At 68.5% G+C, this 16,994-nt stretch carries 16 protein-coding genes; 11 read left to right on the plus strand and 5 right to left on the minus strand.

The annotated features are described in order from the left end of the window. On the minus strand, positions 1-1,168 hold a 1,168-nt coding region (locus LzC2_RS14705; protein ID WP_171188319.1), incomplete at its 3' end, for a hypothetical protein. A 328-nt stretch (positions 1,169-1,496) separates the two neighbouring features. Here LzC2_RS14705 and topA point away from each other — a divergent pair. Then, a complete protein-coding gene (gene topA / locus LzC2_RS14710) occupies positions 1,497-4,193 on the plus strand; it encodes a type I DNA topoisomerase (protein WP_171188322.1) in 2,697 nt (898 codons plus the stop codon). A 121-nt stretch (positions 4,194-4,314) separates the two neighbouring features. On the opposite strand, the gene LzC2_RS14715 is transcribed toward topA, so the two are convergent. Further along, entirely contained in the window at positions 4,315-7,518 is a 3,204-nt protein-coding gene (locus LzC2_RS14715; RefSeq protein ID WP_171188325.1) for a hypothetical protein, read from the minus strand. A 385-nt stretch (positions 7,519-7,903) separates the two neighbouring features. Between LzC2_RS14715 and LzC2_RS14720 the strand changes: the two genes are divergently transcribed. The 3 genes from LzC2_RS14720 (at position 7,904) to LzC2_RS14730 (ending at position 9,728) form a co-directional block, all read left to right on the plus strand. After that, positions 7,904-8,170: a transcriptional regulator gene (locus LzC2_RS14720; protein WP_171188350.1), complete on the plus strand. Its 267-nt coding sequence runs from the start codon at positions 7,904-7,906 to the stop codon at positions 8,168-8,170. 48 nt (positions 8,171-8,218) lie between these two features. After that, a complete protein-coding gene (locus LzC2_RS14725) occupies positions 8,219-8,974 on the plus strand; it encodes a class I SAM-dependent methyltransferase (protein WP_171188327.1) in 756 nt (251 codons plus the stop codon). Positions 8,975-9,092: 118 nt separating this feature from the next. Next, positions 9,093-9,728: a flavin prenyltransferase UbiX gene (locus LzC2_RS14730; protein ID WP_171188330.1), complete on the plus strand. Its 636-nt coding sequence runs from the start codon at positions 9,093-9,095 to the stop codon at positions 9,726-9,728. A gap of 15 nt (positions 9,729-9,743) precedes the next feature. Here LzC2_RS14730 and LzC2_RS14735 read toward each other — a convergent pair whose 3' ends face one another. Further along, entirely contained in the window at positions 9,744-10,697 is a 954-nt protein-coding gene (locus LzC2_RS14735) for a hypothetical protein (RefSeq protein ID WP_171188332.1), read from the minus strand. A 202-nt stretch (positions 10,698-10,899) separates the two neighbouring features. On the opposite strand from LzC2_RS14735, the gene ispF reads away from it, so the two are divergent. The 3 genes from ispF (at position 10,900) to ruvA (ending at position 12,706) form a co-directional block, all read left to right on the plus strand. Further along, the gene (gene ispF / locus LzC2_RS14740; RefSeq protein WP_171188334.1) at positions 10,900-11,424 is read left to right on the plus strand and encodes a 2-C-methyl-D-erythritol 2,4-cyclodiphosphate synthase; all 525 of its coding nucleotides are present in this window, start codon (positions 10,900-10,902) and stop codon (positions 11,422-11,424) included. Further along, a complete protein-coding gene (locus tag LzC2_RS14745) occupies positions 11,421-11,951 on the plus strand; it encodes a crossover junction endodeoxyribonuclease RuvC (protein ID WP_171188336.1) in 531 nt (176 codons plus the stop codon). Before ispF ends, LzC2_RS14745 begins: the two co-directional genes overlap by 4 nt. A 131-nt stretch (positions 11,952-12,082) precedes the next feature. Then, on the plus strand, positions 12,083-12,706 hold the full coding sequence (ruvA, locus tag LzC2_RS14750; RefSeq protein WP_171188338.1) for a Holliday junction branch migration protein RuvA: 624 nt from the start codon (positions 12,083-12,085) through the stop codon (positions 12,704-12,706). A gap of 87 nt (positions 12,707-12,793) precedes the next feature. Here ruvA and fbaA read toward each other — a convergent pair whose 3' ends face one another. Next, positions 12,794-13,825, minus strand: coding sequence for a class II fructose-bisphosphate aldolase (fbaA, locus tag LzC2_RS14755; protein ID WP_171188341.1), 1,032 nt, complete (start codon positions 13,823-13,825; stop codon positions 12,794-12,796). A 291-nt stretch (positions 13,826-14,116) separates the two neighbouring features. On the opposite strand from fbaA, the gene LzC2_RS14760 reads away from it, so the two are divergent. From LzC2_RS14760 to xerC, 4 genes are all read left to right on the plus strand, one after another. Beyond that, a complete protein-coding gene (locus LzC2_RS14760; protein WP_171188343.1) occupies positions 14,117-14,389 on the plus strand; it encodes a hypothetical protein in 273 nt (90 codons plus the stop codon). Between the two features lie 56 nt (positions 14,390-14,445). Further along, positions 14,446-15,210 (plus strand): hypothetical protein, encoded by a 765-nt coding sequence (locus LzC2_RS14765; protein ID WP_171188345.1) that lies wholly within the window; start codon positions 14,446-14,448, stop codon positions 15,208-15,210. Between the two features lie 145 nt (positions 15,211-15,355). Further along, positions 15,356-15,598: a hypothetical protein gene (locus LzC2_RS14770; RefSeq protein ID WP_171188317.1), complete on the plus strand. Its 243-nt coding sequence runs from the start codon at positions 15,356-15,358 to the stop codon at positions 15,596-15,598. A gap of 120 nt (positions 15,599-15,718) precedes the next feature. After that, entirely contained in the window at positions 15,719-16,651 is a 933-nt protein-coding gene (gene xerC, locus LzC2_RS14775; protein WP_171188347.1) for a tyrosine recombinase XerC, read from the plus strand. Here the strand turns inward: xerC and LzC2_RS14780 are convergent. Beyond that, a partial coding sequence (locus LzC2_RS14780) for a LysM peptidoglycan-binding domain-containing protein (RefSeq protein ID WP_171188349.1) occupies positions 16,648-16,994 on the minus strand: 347 nt, incomplete at its 5' end. The two genes, xerC and LzC2_RS14780, sit on opposite strands and share 4 nt — an antisense overlap.

Raw genomic sequence — 16,994 nt, forward strand, 5'->3', positions numbered from 1 at the left:
GGCCGGGGCTGGGGGCGGGGGGCGTCATGCCGTCCAACGCGGAGTCCACCTCGTCACGCGTTCTCTGTTCCTGCTGATCGATCAGCCAGGCGTCGTACCGCGGGTTACGGAATTCCGTGTTCCGGTTCGCCTCGTAGAACGCATCGACCTCGGCGTCCGTCGGTTCGGGGACGGTCTCCGCCACGGCTTCGCGCTCCGTCTTCAGGTAACCCAGCGACAACTGAGCCGGACGCAGAAAGCCGAGCTTCGTGACGGGGTTCGGCTGCTGATCGCGGTACTCATCGAACAGTTCGGAGACCTGCGACTCGGTCGGTTCGGGCGCTTCCGCGACGAACTGTTCGACCGGCAGTTCGACGTACGCCACGTTCGCCGTCTGGTTCAGCTTGCGGTACAGCTCCCAGGCGTCGGTGGGCAGGGACGTCGGGCTGGGCAGCAGCAGGGAATACATGTCGCGGTGCCGCATCTCGCCGCGGATCGCGTCGAACAGATCCGTCTCGCCGACGCCCATCTTCGTGCGAATGTCGCGGATTTCGTTCCGCGTGGGCGAAATTCCGAAGTGGGAGTTGATGAGGGCGTTGACGCGGTCGTTCGAGACTTCCATCCCGGCGTCGTCCGCTTCCTCCCCCAACAGGTGGGCGAAGACGAGTCCGTATTCACGCGGCGTTTGGGCCCCGAGGACGTTGGGGATCTGGCGGAACGGCAACTGCGGGTCCGGCCGCACGCCGGTGTAGTTGAAGTTCGGCAGCGGGGTGTCCGCGAGGCCTTCAGGAGCGTCCTCACGCTCCGCGAGCGTACTCCGCAGGCTGGCGAAGAACTGGTTGGCGATCCGATTGCGGTCGCCCAGTTCGTTCAGGTCGGTCTGGGAGAGGCCGCCCTCGTTCGTCGGGACGGCGACGTTCCCGCCGAAGAAGTTCCCGGACAATCCGACGAACATCCCGCCGGCCACGGCGCCGGCGGCAGCCCACATCACGGCGGCCCGCCCGGTGGTGTTGGAGATCAACCAGGCGGCGATCCCGCCCAGCAGCACGCCCAGCAGGATCGGGAACAGTTCGTTGCCCCCTCTGCCGGGGGTGAGGAAGTCCATAAAGACGAAGGCGAAGATACTGAGCCCAAACAGGCCCACGACGAGCCACTGGTTGCGGCGGAAAATCTCGAACGGGGAGGCCATGTGAGCCTTTGGGGCAGTCCGTGCGGCGGCGCCGTGGCGACGACGACCCGCACCGCACGCGGCGGGGGAGTCGACATCGGGGCGATTCCGGGGAAGTGGTCGGCGGTGCTTGACAGTCGATTCGGGCCGGCCTAACGATGCCGCCCCGCCGGACCGTCGTCGGGGGGGCGCATCGAAAGACGCGTCGCCCGGAGCGGTCCGAAGCGGCGCATGATAAGGACGCCCGTTTCGGCCCCACAAGGCTGTCGACGTCCCGATCACGCCCATTGCCCCGATCGCCCGTCGCTCCGCTCCCCCGGATGCGGCTCCCAACTCAAGGACGAACCTCTTGGCCGGTCACACTCTCGTCGTCGTCGAGTCCCCGGCGAAGGCCAAGAAAATTCAGGGGTTTCTCGGCTCGGGCTACAAGGTGCTGGCCAGTTTCGGCCATGTCCGCGACCTGCCCGGCAAGGCGGCGGAGGTGCCCAAGGCGGTGAAGGGCGAGCCCTGGGCGACCCTCGGCGTCAACACGGACAAAGATTTCGAGCCGCTCTACATCGTCTCCGCCGACAAGAAAAAGCGGGTGACGGAGTTGAAGGACGCCATGAAGGGCGCCAAAGAACTCCTGATCGCGACGGACGAAGACCGCGAGGGCGAATCGATCGGCTGGCACCTGATCGAACTGCTCAAGCCGAAGGTGCCGGTGAAGCGCATGGTGTTCTCCGAGATCACCAAGGACGCGATCCAGAAAGCGGTCGGCCAAACCCGCAAGCTGGATACGGACCTCGTCGAGGCCCAGGAGACCCGCCGGATTCTCGACCGGTTGTACGGCTACACGCTCTCCCCGCTGCTGTGGAAGAAGATCAGCAGCGGCCTCTCCGCCGGCCGCGTGCAAAGCGTCGCCGTGCGGATGCTGACCGAGCGGGAGATGGAACGCCTCGCCTTCCGCAGTTCGGAATACTGGGATCTCAGCGCCCGGCTCGCCAAGAGCGGGGACGAGATCAGCATCGATTCGACCCTGACGGAAGCCGCCGGGAAGAGCGTCGCCACCGGTCGGGACTTCGACGAGAGCACCGGCCGCCTGAAGCCGACCGCGGACGTCACCCACCTCGACGAGACCGAAGCGACCCGCATCGCGGACGTCCTCAAGAAAGGCTCGAACTGGTCGGTCAAAAGCGTCGAGGAGCGCCAAAGCACGCGGAAGCCGTACCCGCCGTTCACCACCAGCACCCTTCAGCAGGAGGCGAACCGCAAGCTGGGCATGACCGCCCGCCGGACGATGCAGACCGCCCAGCGGCTGTATGAAGACGGTCACATCACTTACATGCGTACCGACAGCGTGAACCTGTCCGGCGAGGCGACCACCGCCGCCCGGGACACGGTCAAGAAGCGTTACGGCGACAAGTTCCTCTCGCCCTCCCCCCGCAAGTTCACCGGGAAGTCGAAGGGCGCCCAGGAGGCCCACGAGGCCATCCGTCCCGCCGGCACGAAGATGCAGACGGCCAAGGAACTGGGCCTCGCCGGGGCCGAGGGCAAGCTGTACGACCTCATCTGGAAGCGGACCGTCGCCTGCCAGATGGCCGAGGCGAAGTTCACCTTCCAAACCGTCCTCATCGACGCCGCCCCGACCGGCGGCGACAAAGCGACCCCGCTGACCTTCCGGGCGACCGGCAAGCGGATCGACTTCGCCGGCTTCCTGCGGGCCTACGTCGAAGGGTCCGACGACCCCGCCGAGGCGCTCGACGATCAGGATTCCCTCCTGCCGAAGCTCGCCCAAGGCGATTCGCTCGCCCTGCTGCCCGGCCCGGAACCGGTCCCGCTGGAGGCTGTGAAACACGAGACGAAGCCGCCGGCTCGGTATACCGAGGCGAGCTTGGTGAAGCGTCTCGAAGCCGAGGGCATCGGCCGACCGAGTACCTATGCGAGCATCCTCTCCACCGTTCAGGACCGCGGTTACGCGGAGAAACAGGGGAACCAGCTGGTTCCGACCTTCACCGCGCTGGCGGTGAATCGGTTGTTGGAACGCAACTTCCCCAATCTGGTCGATTATCAATTCACGGCCCAGATGGAGAACCAACTGGACGAGATCGCCGACGGCAAAGGGAAACGCCTGCCGTATCTGGAGAAGTTCTATAAGGGCGTCGAAGGGCTCGATCAGCAGGTGAAGTCCAAGGAGGAAAGCATCGACCCCCGGGACGCCTGCACCCTGCGATTGGATAACGTCACCCCGGACGTTCGCGTCGGTCGCTACGGACCGTACTTCGAGGCCGAGCTGGACGGCGAGAAGTTCACCGCGAGCCTCCCGGCGGATATCGCCCCGGCGGACCTCAACGACGAACTCGCCGAGAAATTAATCGAGGAGAAGCGCCGCGGTCCGCAATCGCTGGGCGTGCACCCGGAGGAAGGATTGGAGATGTACGTCAAAAGCGGCCCCTACGGCCCCTACGTGCAGCTCGGCGAGGTGACCGACGAGATGCCGAAGCCGAAACGCTCCAGCATTCCCAAGTTTATCGAACCGGACGCGATCACCGCCGAGCAGGCCGCGGCATTACTGGCGCTGCCGCGTCGCCTCGGCCACCACAGTGAGGACAACCTCGTCGTGAAGGTCGGCGTCGGTCCGTACGGTCCGTACGTGCTTCATAATAAGAAGTACGGCAACTTTGATAAGAAGACCCACGTCTACGAGCATGAGGGCAAGGCCTACAGCGTGTTCGACGTGACGTTGGAGGTCGCCGAGGCGATGCTGAAGGCGTCGAAGAAACGGGCTGCTCCGGACCCCCTGCGCGACTTGGGAGAGCACCCCAAGGACGGCAAGCCGGTGCAGATCTTCGAGGGCAAATACGGCCCGTATATCAAGCACGGCAAGATCAACGCCACGCTGCCCAAGGACGCCGATCCGAAGGACGTTTCGATGGACGAGGCGGTCCGCTTAATCGCGGAGAAGGAGGCGAAGGGCGGCGGCAAACGCGGTCGCAAGAAGGCCGCCAAGAAGTCTCCCGCGAAGAAGAAAGCCGCTCCGAAGCGGAAGAAGGCGTCCGCGAAATGAAGCCGTACCAGCCCGACGCGCGAGCGTCGGCTGTCGTCGCAGCCGGCGGGAATGCGATGTTCGGTTGAACGACGCACGTCCGATGCTCGCGCATCGGGCTGGTATTTTCCGCGAACCTCGCTCAGAACCGCCGCAACGCTCCGCCGATGCGGTCCAGCAACCGCGGCATCGGGGCGGGGACGGGTTCCTCCGGCGTCGGTGCGACGGCCGGAATCGCGGGGTAGGGGACCGTTTCGACCGTGATGTCGCGGAAACGGGCGGACCCTAAACCGTGCAGGCCGAAGGTGACCGTGATCGGCCGCGACCCGTCCGGGTTCGGCCCCGGTTCCCGATCCGGCCCCGGGGGCAGCGAGCGAATGAGGATGAACGGCGTCCATCCCTTCGTGTCCTTCTCCTCGAAGCTGGCCTCCTCGCCCGTCCAGCGGAGACCGCCCAGTCCTCCCGCCCAACTTTCGTGGACGGTGACGCCTTCGCCGTTCCCGGTGATGCGACCGGTGATCTGCACCTCCCCACTGATGATTGCGGCGTGGCCAGCCGGCACGTCGACTGGGAGCGTCTCGATCGTTACCAGCCCGCGGTCCAGCAGCGACGGGCGATTATAGCCGTTCTTAGTCCGAGCACTCAGTCGGAGTTCTTCGTCGATTAGGTAGGCCGCAGCCTCAACCGAGGCCGGCGCGTGGTATTCGATTTTTTGAAAGTCCGTCCGCTCGTCAGTCGGCGTCGTTTCGAGGAACTCCTCGTCAGTGAGCAGGGGAAGAGCGGCGGTGCGCGCGGGCTCGGAGGCCGGCAGCAGGGCGATTGGACGACCGCGGCCCGTCTGCGACAGTCGGTGCACCAATGCCACATGATCCGGCAGCGTGGAGAAGGCGATCAGATGCGGGCTGCCGTTGGGCTGATCGATCAGGTTGGAGGCGTTGGCGAGGCGATCCCAGTGCGACCGCTGCACGGCGCGGGTGAAGCGGCGAGATAGGTTCGCGGCCCGGTACGCCCGGTCCCAGTCGTGCTGCTTGAGCATCCGCTCCGCGTCGAGCAGCTTCCCCTCGGCGCTGCGGAGGTGGGCGTCCAACCAGCGGCCGTCGAAGACCGGGGGCCGCAGACGAGCGTCGGTTTCCCGGGTCCGTTCCAGCTTCAGGCGGGCCAGTTGAACCGCCGCGGTCGCGGCGGCGGGGGCCAGCTTGGCGACGCGGCGCCGCAGATGATCGACGCCGCGGAAGTTCGGCGTGACGAGCACGATCGCCCCGTCGCCGAAGTTCGGAACCGTGACCTTCATCCCGCCGGTGACCTGCTCGTGCGGGAGGTTGATGACGGAGGTGGGGGTGATCCGCCACGCGGCGGCGGTCGGCAGGGCGCCAGGCACGGTGAACGAGGCCGACGTGAACGGCGCCGGGCCGGGGACGAATTGATCGTTCAGGCCGTGCCAGACGCCGACGATCAGGCGGTCCGATTCGTGGCTCAGCAGGGCGCCGGTCGCCTGACCGGCGGGGCGGGCGTCGGAGGCGCCGGTTTGATCCTCGGCGGTCGCCGGTTCGCCGAACGTCCCGACGCGGCCGAAGCTCCCGCCGAATCCGTCCGAGCCGCCGGCGCCCACGCCCCGGGTCGAAGCGCTGCCGATCGCATTGCCGACGAGCAGATTCGTCGCCGTGCCGAAGCCGCGTCGCGTGCGATTGACCGCCCGCGGGTCGCCGCTGGTCGCGGGGATGATCCGCAGCGGAGCGACCTTCGTCGCGGCGGCGAGGATCGGCTCGACCGCGGCGAGTTGCAGGTTCGTCAGCGTCAACGCGAGCCGACGCTCCGTGCGGGCGGGGGTCGCGTCGTCCAGCGGCTCGGTCGTCCAATAGCCGATGCCCTTCACCCCGGCGGCGACCGCGCCCAGCGCCTGCCGCGTGATCAGTTCGGGTTCGAGGATCGCCGGCTCCAGACCGGCCGCCTTTCGGGCCGCGGCGGTGCGACCGTGCGGGGCGGTTTGCAGCCAGGTGAACAACGGTTCGCCGGGCCGTGCTTTGCGGTCGGCGACTTCGCGGAGGAGCGCCGTGTGCTCCCACAACGGCAACGCCGTCCCGAGCACCATGCGGCTGACGCCCAGCAGGTCCGCGATGCGGGAGTAGGCGCGTTCGGACCCGGTCACGCCGATCAGGATCGGGCGATCGCGCTCCGTGTCGGCGGAGCGAACCGCGTCGACCCAGGCGGCGGTCGCTTCCAGCCAAGCGGTCTCTCCGGGGATCCGCGGGCCGAGGTTCCAGAGCCAAATCGGATCGGTCCCCGGTCCGAACGGGGCGAGTCCCGCATCGGCCGGTGCGTTTAAATCCGCGGGCCCGGCGCCTGCCTCGCCGGGGCTGGGCGGCTGGACGGCCGCTCCGATGTCTGCCGCGGCGATGCGCTCCAGCAGATCGCGATCGCGCCAGTCCATCACCTGAATGAGATTGAAGCCGGACCCGGCCAGCATGAGCGGCTCGACGCCGAAGTCCATCGTGAGCCGGGGGAAGAACGGCTCTCCGTCGAGGGTCACCCGGCCGCCGTTGACGACCATCCGGCGCTCCGCTTTCGGGGCGTCATAGAGGCCGGCGGTCGCGCCGTCTTCCAAGTCCTCGGGGGGGGCCAGCGGACCGACCCGCAGGTCGTCCACCTGCACCCCGGCCCGGCCGCCATATCCGCCGTCGGTCCAGAGAAACACGCCGGCGCGGTCGACGAAGGCGCCGGTGAGATCCACCGATTCGCCGTCCCGAACCGAGTCCGGCCCGAGCGACAACCGCACGCGACGCTTCGCATCGTTCAGCGAGGATTCGGAGGTGCCCGCGGAAAGCGTCTGCCACGCCGGAGGATCCGACGCCGGGACGGGGCGGCCGGCGACCCACGCCGTCGGCGGCAGCCCGGTCGCCGGATCGACCGCTTTCGGAAAGGTGACGCGCACCGCAGCGGCGCAGCGATGGGGAGTGCGAACCGCCAGCGAGGCGGTCAGTTCGTCGAGCGCCGCCGAGCGAGGAACCGGCCGATCGAATCGCAGCAACGCGTCCGGCGGGGTGCGGACCCACTCCGCCTGTGCACAGCCGGGGGCGCCGACGCCGTCCGTGGGCACATGCTGCACCAGCGCCGCCGCCACATCGCCCGGCGACGTGGCCTGCCAGTTCTCCGCGCAGTCCGCCTCGCAGGGATCGATGAAGAACTTCGGCTCCGGTTCGTCGGCGCCCTCGGTCTCCTCCGGAATCTCCAGTTCGACCGGCGGCTGGGCGACGGCGACGTCGATAGCGACGTCGAATGCCGCCAGCATGCCTGCGGCCACGACGGCCGCGAGCAGAACCGGCCGAGGGCGGGGATCGCGACGACGCATGAGCACGGCGGTCGGGGGGGAGGGCGTCGCACGGCGGGTCGGCCGCGGAGGACGGGCGAACCGCGGGCGCCGGCGGTCCGCGGCGAAGCTAGATCCGATCGACCGTTCGGGGGAAGACCGCTCGTCGCGACCGGCGTTGGGAGGCGCCCGTTTCTCCCCCACCCCGACGGCCGCGCTCCCGCCCAGCGACCCGTCCGATGGCGCCGGCGAGACCGGCGGCTTTCCCCGGCGCCACGCACGCCGGCGGCCAGCCCGTTGACAGACCCACCATCGCCGGGGGAGCATCTCGCATAGCACACGAATGCGACCGGCGACGGACCGGCGATCGCACTCTGCTCGGAATCGCCCTGATTCCGCCCGATCCCCCCGCCGGTCCGATACCGTGATCAGTTCCCGCAGCCGTCTGCCCCGTCACGACGACGAGTTGCCGAACGAGTTGGTCGAACTGGCTCGTCGCATCGCCGCCCTGCCGCCGGAGTACCAGACGGACCTCGAAGATCCGTTCAGCCAGGTCGTGGAGAGCGTTCGCCGCCGCCGTCGGATCCTCGGCGTCGTGCAGGAGGCGTTGTCGCAGCTTCGGCTCGATATCAAGTATCTGATGTTCGATCTCGATATGACGAAGCGGGAACGGGACGAGTTACTGGCGGAGTAACCGGGGGGAGGTGAAGCGACCGCGGGAATCGCGGATGATCCGACGCCCATGCCCGCGACTCTTCCTCCCTCCGCCGTCGAAGCCGCCGATTCGGCTCCCCCGATCGACAAATCGACCGACCGCGTCCAGCGGATGTTCGGGGCGATCGCGGGTCGCTACGACCTGATGAATCACGTCATGACCGGCGGGTTGGACGTGCTGTGGCGGCGGCTGATCGCTCAGGCCGATGTCGGCGCCGGACCGGCGCTGGACTGCTGCACGGGAACCGGCGATCTCGCGTTCGCCCTCCGCCGGTCCGCGCTGAAGCGGGGCCGACCGGATCTGCGGGTGGTCGGGGCGGACTTCACCCATCAGATGCTCACGCAGGCCCTCCGTAAGGATCGACGCGGGGAAATCGCCTGGGTCGAGGGCGATGGCGAAGCGTTGCCCTTCGCGGACGACACGTTCACCGCGGTCTCGGTCGGTTTCGGCCTGCGAAACATCGCGGACACCCGCGTCGGCCTGAAGGAACTGTGCCGCGTACTGGCGCCGGGCGGTCTGCTGCTGATTCTAGAAACGTCGAAGCCGACGAACCCCATCCTCACCCCGCTGTTCAAACTCTACTTCCGCGGCGTCGTGCCCCGTCTCGGCCGCTGGTTGGCGGGGAACCCGGAGAGCGCCTACGACTACCTGCCCGCCAGCGCCGCGGTGTTCCCGGACGGCGAGGAACTGTGCGACCTGTTCCGCGAAGCCGGCTTCGAGCAGTGCTCCTTCAAGCCGCTCGGCTTCGGCGCCGCGACGTTCTATACGGCGAGGAAACGATGAGGGAGGTCTACCAGCCCGACGCGCCAGCGTCGGCCGTGCGTCGTTCGCGTCTCGTCTCATCTTTGAGCGTTTGTCCCGAGGACCGACGCTGGCGTGTCGGGCTGGTACGGAGCGCGGGATGAGCGACGCCCCCCTCGTCGTCGGCGTCACCGGGGCAAGCGGTTCCGCGTACGCCGTTCGCTTGCTGCAAACGCTGCTTGCCGCGGGGCGGGACGTACATGCGGTGTTCAGTCCGGCGGCGGTGCAGGTGTTTCGCGATGAACTGCAACTCGAATTGGCGCCGGCGACGCTTGATGTCGAATCCCTGTTCGCGATGCGGTTCCCGTGGTCCGACCAATCGGCGGAGGCGGCGCCGTCGGGGTGCGGGGAACTGACGGTGCATCGGCATGTCGACTGGTCCGCCGGGCCGGCGAGCGGGTCGTTTCGCACCAGCGGGATGGTGATCTGCCCCTGTTCGATGGGCACGCTGGCGAGCGTCGCCGGGGGACTGTGTTCGAACCTGATCCACCGGGCCGCCGCGGTGCACCTCAAGGAGCGTCGCAAACTGATCGTCGTGCCGCGGGAAACGCCGCTGTCGGCGATTCATCTCGGCAACATGCAAACGATCGCCGCCGCCGGCGCCGTACTGCTGCCAGCGATGCCGGGCTTCTATCACGGGGTGCGGGGGGTGGACGACCTGGTCGACTTCGTCGTCGCCCGCATCGTCGATCAACTCGGAATCGATCGCGACCTCATGCCCCGCTGGGGCACGTAGGAAACGTCGCGATTTCTACCGCTTGGAACTCCGGCCTTCGATCTGTCGCACGTCCGCGAGCCGCACGACCAGCACGCGGTCGGTGGCGTGGCCGTCCTTTTCCGCAGCGAGCATCGCGGCGGCGAGGCTGTCCGGGGCGGCGTCATTCCGCAGACCGAGGATGATGCTGTCGCCCACGGTCAACGTGACCTCGAACGAGCGATCCGGCCAGGCCCGCACCCGCTGGCCGTGCGAGGTCTCCAACCCCGCGGCGCCGGGCGCCGCCCGCATCGCGGTGGGACCGTGATGGATTTCTGGGGTCAGTTCAAAGGTGACCCATCCCTTCTGGGGCGCCCGGGAGGTGACCCGGATCGAACCGGTGGCGGTGTCGAACGATTCCGTCCGGGCCGGCCGGTCGCCGCTCGCGGGCGTCACCACGATCAACTCGCCGGGGGACGGAGCGGTCGGCAGGGCGGTTTCGCCGCCGGCCCGCAGGGGCACCCGCTGGATGCTCACGCCGTCGGTCCGTTCGTCGTTGCCCAACCGCGTGCCGGGTAGGGGGGCGCCGATCGTCTCCCGACGCTCGATCAACGCCCGCACTGCTTCGGGCGGGTCGGCGCTGGCCACCCCGACGCGGAACCCCGCGGCCCGCAGGCGTTCGGCCCGGTCGGCGTCTACCGCGCCGACTTCGCCGACGGAATCCCACAACGCCCGGCCCAGCAGCGGGTCGTCCGCCGGTCGCTCGACCAGCAGCACTTCCAGGGCGATTTGATCGATGACCGGCCGGAAGGGGCCCCGCATCGGCGGATCGTCTTCGTCATACTCGTCGCCGGGCGTGAAGGCGGCGACCGGCCTGGTGAACAACGCTCCGACCGGCTGATTGAACAGCGAACACCCGCCGATCGAGACGCACCCGCTGATCGCGGCCAGCCCCGCGACGACGCTGCGGGCGACGTGGGCGGAACGACGGCGGGACGGGGGGAGGCGCATACCGCGGCGACGCTAGATCCGGCGGGCGGCAGCGGTCAACGGGGACCTTTCGGACCCCCGGTGATCCTCCTGCCCTCGGGGAGCGACGCGGGGCGGAATGCGGGGGACGGCGTCGCGGCCGATCTTGTCGGTTGTGCGGGCGAGGACTAGTGTCCGCGGTTCGCCGCTCGATCGGTCGGCGTTCGCTCCGAGAACTGTACCCATGTCGCCTCCCGCCCCGCCGCCGTACCGCGTCGGCGCCGGGCACGACACCCACCGCACCGCTCCGAACGCTGGTGTTACGGGCGAAGCGAAGCCGTTAATGCTGGGCTGCGTGGAAGTTCCCGCGGATTATCACCTCGTCGGACACAGCGACGCCGACGTGCTGGCCCACGCGGTCACCGATGCGATTCTCGGCGCCTGCGGGGCGGGGGATATCGGCGAATTGTTTCCGAACACCGCCGCGGAGAACGCCGGCCGCGACAGCGCCGATTTTCTGCGGGAAGCCGTCCGCCGGTCCGCCGAGCGCGGCTGGCGGGTGGGGAACCTCGATTGCACCGTCCACGCGGAGCGGCCCAAGCTGAGCGCGTTCAAAGCGCCGATTGCCGCCCGGCTGGCAGAGCTGATGGGCGTCGACGCCGAGGCGGTTAACGTGAAGGCGAAAAGCGGCGAAGCCGTCGGCCCAGTCGGCCGCGGCGAAGCCCTGGTCGCGGATGCCGTCGTGCTGCTGACGAGGGACGACCGATGAGCGTGCTCCGCACCGTGCTCACGCTGCCGCAAGCGCCTCCGCCGCGCTGTCTGGGATTGGACCCCGGGCTAAATCGCACCGGGTACGCGATCCTCGAACTCACCCCCCGCGGCCCCCGGCTGGTCGAGGGCGGCGTGTTGAAGTCGAAGGCCAGCGATCCATTGGCCGCCCGCGTCGCGGAGATCGGCGGCGGCGTGCGAGAGTTGATCCAAGAGTTTCTCCCCCGGCTGATCGCCGTCGAACAGGTGTTCGCCCACGGTCGCAACTATTCCAGCAGTCTGAAGCTCGCCCACTGCCGCGGCGCGATCCTGCTGGCGGCCGGCGAGGAAGGGGTGCGGGTCGAATCGCTCGCCCCGACGGCGATCAAGGCCCGCGCCTGCGGGAACGGGCGGGCGGACAAGGCTCAGATGCAGCGCTCCGTCAGCACGGAACTCGGACTGAAGGACGTGCTGGAACCGAACGACGTGGCCGACGCCGCCGCCGCCGCCCTGTGCGTCTTCGGGCAGTTGCGGGCCGCGGCCGCGTGAGGGGGAAATTCCAAGACCAGGAACTCAAGAACCAAGGCGTCAACGATTGCACGTCAATCTGGTTCTTGAGTTCTTGGTCTTGATGCTTCGACGGAAACGGTCCGCGGCACTCTCGACCCTATGATCCCCGTATGATCACGAAAATTACCGGTCGCCTGACCGAGTTGTCCGAGACCGCGGCGTACCTCGAATGCGGGTACGTCGAACACGAGGTCTACGTCCCGGACTTCGTCCGCCGTCAGCTCGGCCCGAAGCGGGGCGAAGAGGTCACGCTGCGGACGATCGAGTTCATCGAAGGCAACCCGCAGAAGGGCCGGCTCACGCCGCGGCTGATCGGGTTCCTCACGCCGGTGGAACGGGAGTTCTTCGAGCTGGTGTGCAGCGTCGACGGCGTGGGCGTGAAGAAAGCCCTGCGGGCGATGGTCCGCCCGGTGCGGGAGGTCGCCGCGGCGATCGAGGAGCAGGACGTGAAGGAGATCACCACGCTCCCCGGCATCGGCGCCGCGATGGCGGAACGGATCGTGGCGAAGCTCCGTCGCAAGATGACCCGCTTCGCCCTGATGCCCGAACGCGACCTGCCGGACGGCGAATCGCCGAAGACCGATGTGGAGCGGGAGACGGTCGAAGCGTTGGTCGCCCTCGGCCACTCGCAGGTCGAGGCCCGCAAAAAGGTCGAAGCCGCTCGCGAGGCCGGGGCGAAGGGACGGACCGTCGAGACGTTGCTGACCGAGATCTATCGGCTGGGCCGCGCCTGAGCCCGGTCGCTTCTCGGCGCAGCGAAGCGTCCCGGACCCTCGGAGGGTCCGGGACGCTGGCGTTGAGTGGCGATCAGCCAGGCGAAACTACCTCTTGAAGATCGTCTTGCCGGTGCTGTGGAGGTGCTCGCAGGCCTCGGTGAGGCGGGCGGCGACGCCCTCCTCGGCCTTCTTGAGGTAGCTGCGGGGGTCGTAGGCCTTCTTGAGGCCGACCTCGCCGTCGACCTTCAGCACGCCGTCGTAGTTCTGGAACATGTGCCCGACGATCGGGCGGGTGAAGGCGTACTGGGTATCGGTGTCGATGTTCATCTTCACCACGCCGTAGGCCAGCGTTTCTTCCAGCTCTTCCTTGGCCGTGCCGCTGCCGCCGTGGAAGACGAGGTCGAACATCGCCTTTTCGCCGTACTTGGCGACGACGGCGTCCTGCCCCTGCTTGAGGATCTCCGGCTTCAGCTTCACGCTGCCCGGCTTGTAGTGGCCGTGCACGTTGCCGAAGGTCGCCGCGAACATGTACCGGCCGAGCCCGTCGAGGGCCTCATAGACGGCCAGCATGTCCTCCGGCGTGGTGTAGAGCTTGTCGGCCGGGGTGTCGTGGGAGCCGGAGGCGCCGTCCTCTTCGCCGCCGACCACGCCGGCTTCGACTTCGAGGATGATCTCCTGCTCCGCACAGAGCTTCATCAGCTCCTTGGAGAGCGCCATGTTCTCCTCCAGCGGCAGGTTGCTGGCGTCGAGCATGTGGCTCTGAAACAGGTTGCCTTTGCCCTCGGCCCGGCGATCGGCGGTGGCCTGGATCAGCGGCTTGAGGAAGCTATCGACCGCGTCCGGCGGGCAGTGGTCGGTGTGGAGGGCGACGAAGATGTCGTACCGCTCCGCCAGCTTGTGACAGGCTTCGGCGAGCACGATGGCACCGAGCACGTTGTCGCCGACGTTCAGCCCGCTGGCGAACTTCCCGCCGCCGGTGGAGACCTGGATGATCCCGTCGCTCTTGGCGTCCGCGTAGCCTTTCAGCGCCGCGTTGAGCGTGACGAGGCTGGTGATGTTGACCGCCGGGTACGCGTAGTCGCCCGCCTGGGCGGCGTCGAGCATCTGGGCGTACTGGGCGGGCGTGGCGACGGGCATCGGGAGGCGGTGCTTGGTGTGGGACGAAAGATCGGCGCGCGGGAGACTAGCGGCCGCGACCGGATCGGTCTACGAACGCGGGCCGAGGAGCCGCGTTCCATAGGCCGGAGGTGGGGGCGGCCCCGGAATCCCGTGCAGCGATGCAGGATTCCGACGTTCGGGCGCCGCCCGGGGTGGACCTGTGCCGGTCGCGGGACCGATGACAGGTGAACCGACCGTGCGGCCTGGTTCAGTCAGCCTGGATCAGTCTACGCGGAGTCCGGCCCGCCGTCCGTATCGCGATGTCGTTGAATGCCGCCCACGCTTCGTCTGTTCGCCGGCCCGGACTCGCCCTACGCGGTGGAGTCCCAGCCGCCCTCGGTGACCGTCACGTTGGGCGATCTGCTTGGGGCGTGCGGCGTGCCGACGGAGGAGCATGTCGAGGGCCGCGTCTGGCTGTGCGACTTTGCGGACGAACCCGTGACGGTCAGTGCGGACCTCGCCGACCTGATGCACGCGGCCCGCAACATGGACGCCGACAATGCGCCTCCCGGCGCCGGAGAACCGGCGCGACGGGCCGCCTGAACGTCGTCGCGGGAGCGCTGCTCTCGCTGACGATCGCGCTGCCGGGCTGCCTGATCGTGCAGACCTCGGTCGTAAACCCGGCGCCGAACCTCCCCGTGGTGGCGGTCGCCCCGTTTCTGAATCTCTCCGCCGAACGCGCTGCGGACGGCCGTCGGTTCGCGCTGGCCTACGCCACGGAACTCCAGCAGGTGCCCGGGTTCGAGGTCGTTCCGGTGGGGGTGGTCGAAGTCGCGATGAAAACCAGCGGGTTGGATCCCTCCGACCCCGCGGAGGCGGTCGCTTTGGCCCAGTTGATCGGCGCCGATTCGATCGTCGTGGGGGCCGTCACCGACTATTCGCCCTACTACCCGCCGCGCGTGGGGCTGAAGACGGCCTGGTACGCCCGCGAGTCCGCGATCTTCTCCCCCGGCCCGACCGTCGAACCGGGCGCGCGCCGTGCATTGGGCGAAGCCGTCGAATGCGAAACGCCTGCTTGGAAGCGAGGAGTCCGCGGGGCGGCGGATCTCTTTCGCGCCCAAAGCCCCGACCTGGCGGACGCCCCCCTCGCCGGCGCCCCGGTCTCCGTCCGCCCGCCGGCGCCGCTGCCGTACATGAGCTACGTGCGGTTGTACGACGGAGCCGACGAAGACGTCGCCGCCGCCCTCCGCGATCGGCGGGCTCTCTCGGGCGATCTCCGCAGCGGCGGCTGGGAGGCCCAGCTGAACCGCAGCGAAGACTTCATCCGCTTCTGCTGCCGGCGCAGCATCCAGGAGATGCTCGAACTCCACGGCGGCCTCGCGGAGCGGGAGTACATCCTGCGCTGCCCGGAGTGCTGCAAGTAACCGGCGCTGCGTGAAGCCCGGCGGTTGAGCCCGAGCAAGGCCGCTCCCCCAACCGGACCTTGGGGCGTCGCGGTGCGTTTCGTCTGCCGTCACGGCCGATGGGGTTCCCCGGACCACCCTCGGACCGGAAGGCGGAGGACCGTTGATGCTGACTCGCCCGCGTCGGAACTTCGGCCTGCCGGAGACGCCCCCGCCCACGGTCGCCACGCCCGTCGCGGGCAAGCGACTGGTCGCCCTCACACGCGGGGAGGAACGGTTTATCTACCTCTTCCGTGCCGATCGAGCCGCCGACTGCCTCGCCCGCTTGGCGGCCCACGCCGCGGACCCGTCGCTCTCCCTCACCGTCGACGACGCGGCGCTATTAGCGGAGCGCGTCCGGGAAGGGTGAGACCGCACCCCGTGAGCCCGCAGCGCAAGCGAGGTGGGTGACGTCCGACTCGTGATTCGGCTGCGGAACAAACGGCCACGCCACTCTCCTCGCTCGCGCATCGGGCTTACTGACGATTTTATGCACGAGTCGATCGACCTGTTTCTCCGTCATCTGACGGTCGAGAAACAAAGCTCCGAGCACACGGTGAAGGGCTACAGCGAGGATCTCGAGAGCCTGCTGGAGTTCCTCTCCGAAGCCTGCACCACGCTGCCGGCCGGCGCCGCGGCTCAGCCCGGCGATCTGACGGTCGCGGTGTTGCGGGAGTACGTCGCCTACCTGCACGCCTGCGGCTACGCGAAGAGCACCGTCGCCCGCCGACTGGCCTGTCTGCGGAGCTTCTACCGCTTCCTGCAGCGTCGCGGCGAGGTGACCAGCAATCCCGCGAAAGCCCTGCGGACGCCGCGGGCCGGGCGGAAACTGCCGCATTTCCTCACCGCGGAACAGGCCGCGATTCTGCTGGAGACGCCGGACCCGGACACCAAACCCGGCAAACGCGATCGGGCGATGCTGGAGACGCTGTACTCGGCCGGCCTGCGTGTGGCGGAACTCGCCGGGCTGAACCTTGACGACTGGGACCGCGACGCGGACGTGCTGCGGGTCCGCGGGAAGGGCAAGAAGGAGCGTATCAGCCCAATCGGCTCGCACGCCGCCCGGGCGCTGGATGCGTGGCTCGCGGTGCGGACCGTTTCGGCGAAGGGCACGAAGGACGATCACGCGGCGGTGTTCCTCAACCGGTTCGGCACGCGGCTGACGACCCGCAGCGTCGCCCGGATGCTGGACAAGCACATTCAAGTCGCCGGACTGGACGGGAAGACTAGCCCGCACACCCTGCGGCACAGCTTCGCGACCCATCTGCTCGACGGCGGAGCGGATTTGCGGAGCGTGCAGGAGTTGCTCGGCCACGCCAATTTGACCACCACCCAAATCTACACGCACGTCTCGACGGCACGCTTGAAGGACACCTACGACGCGGCCCATCCGCATGCCCAGCGGGCTGCGGAGACGCGTTAGAGCGTCGTCGCGTCCGGGATGCGCAGGGTCATGCCGACCTTCAAGGCGTCCGGGCTGGCGAGCACGTCGCGATTCGCGTCGTAGATCGCGTGATACTTGCGGTGACTGCCCAAGGCCTTCTCCGCGATGCCGGAGAGCGTGTCGCCGGGGGCGACGACGTAGGTCCGCGGCGTCGCGGCGCCGGCGTCGCTCTGCGGTTCCTCTTCAAACCCCTCGGGGATCGGGTCCAACCATTCCGGCGCCGGAACGATCGGGTTGAGGGAGGCGACACGCACCGGCGCCCCCACCGCGGGAACCGGGGCCGGCGGGGGACCGACGGGCGCCTCGGCGACGAGCGCTACCG

This window comes from Alienimonas chondri, from assembly GCF_013036045.1.
GTDB lineage: Bacteria > Planctomycetota > Planctomycetia > Planctomycetales > Planctomycetaceae > Alienimonas > Alienimonas chondri.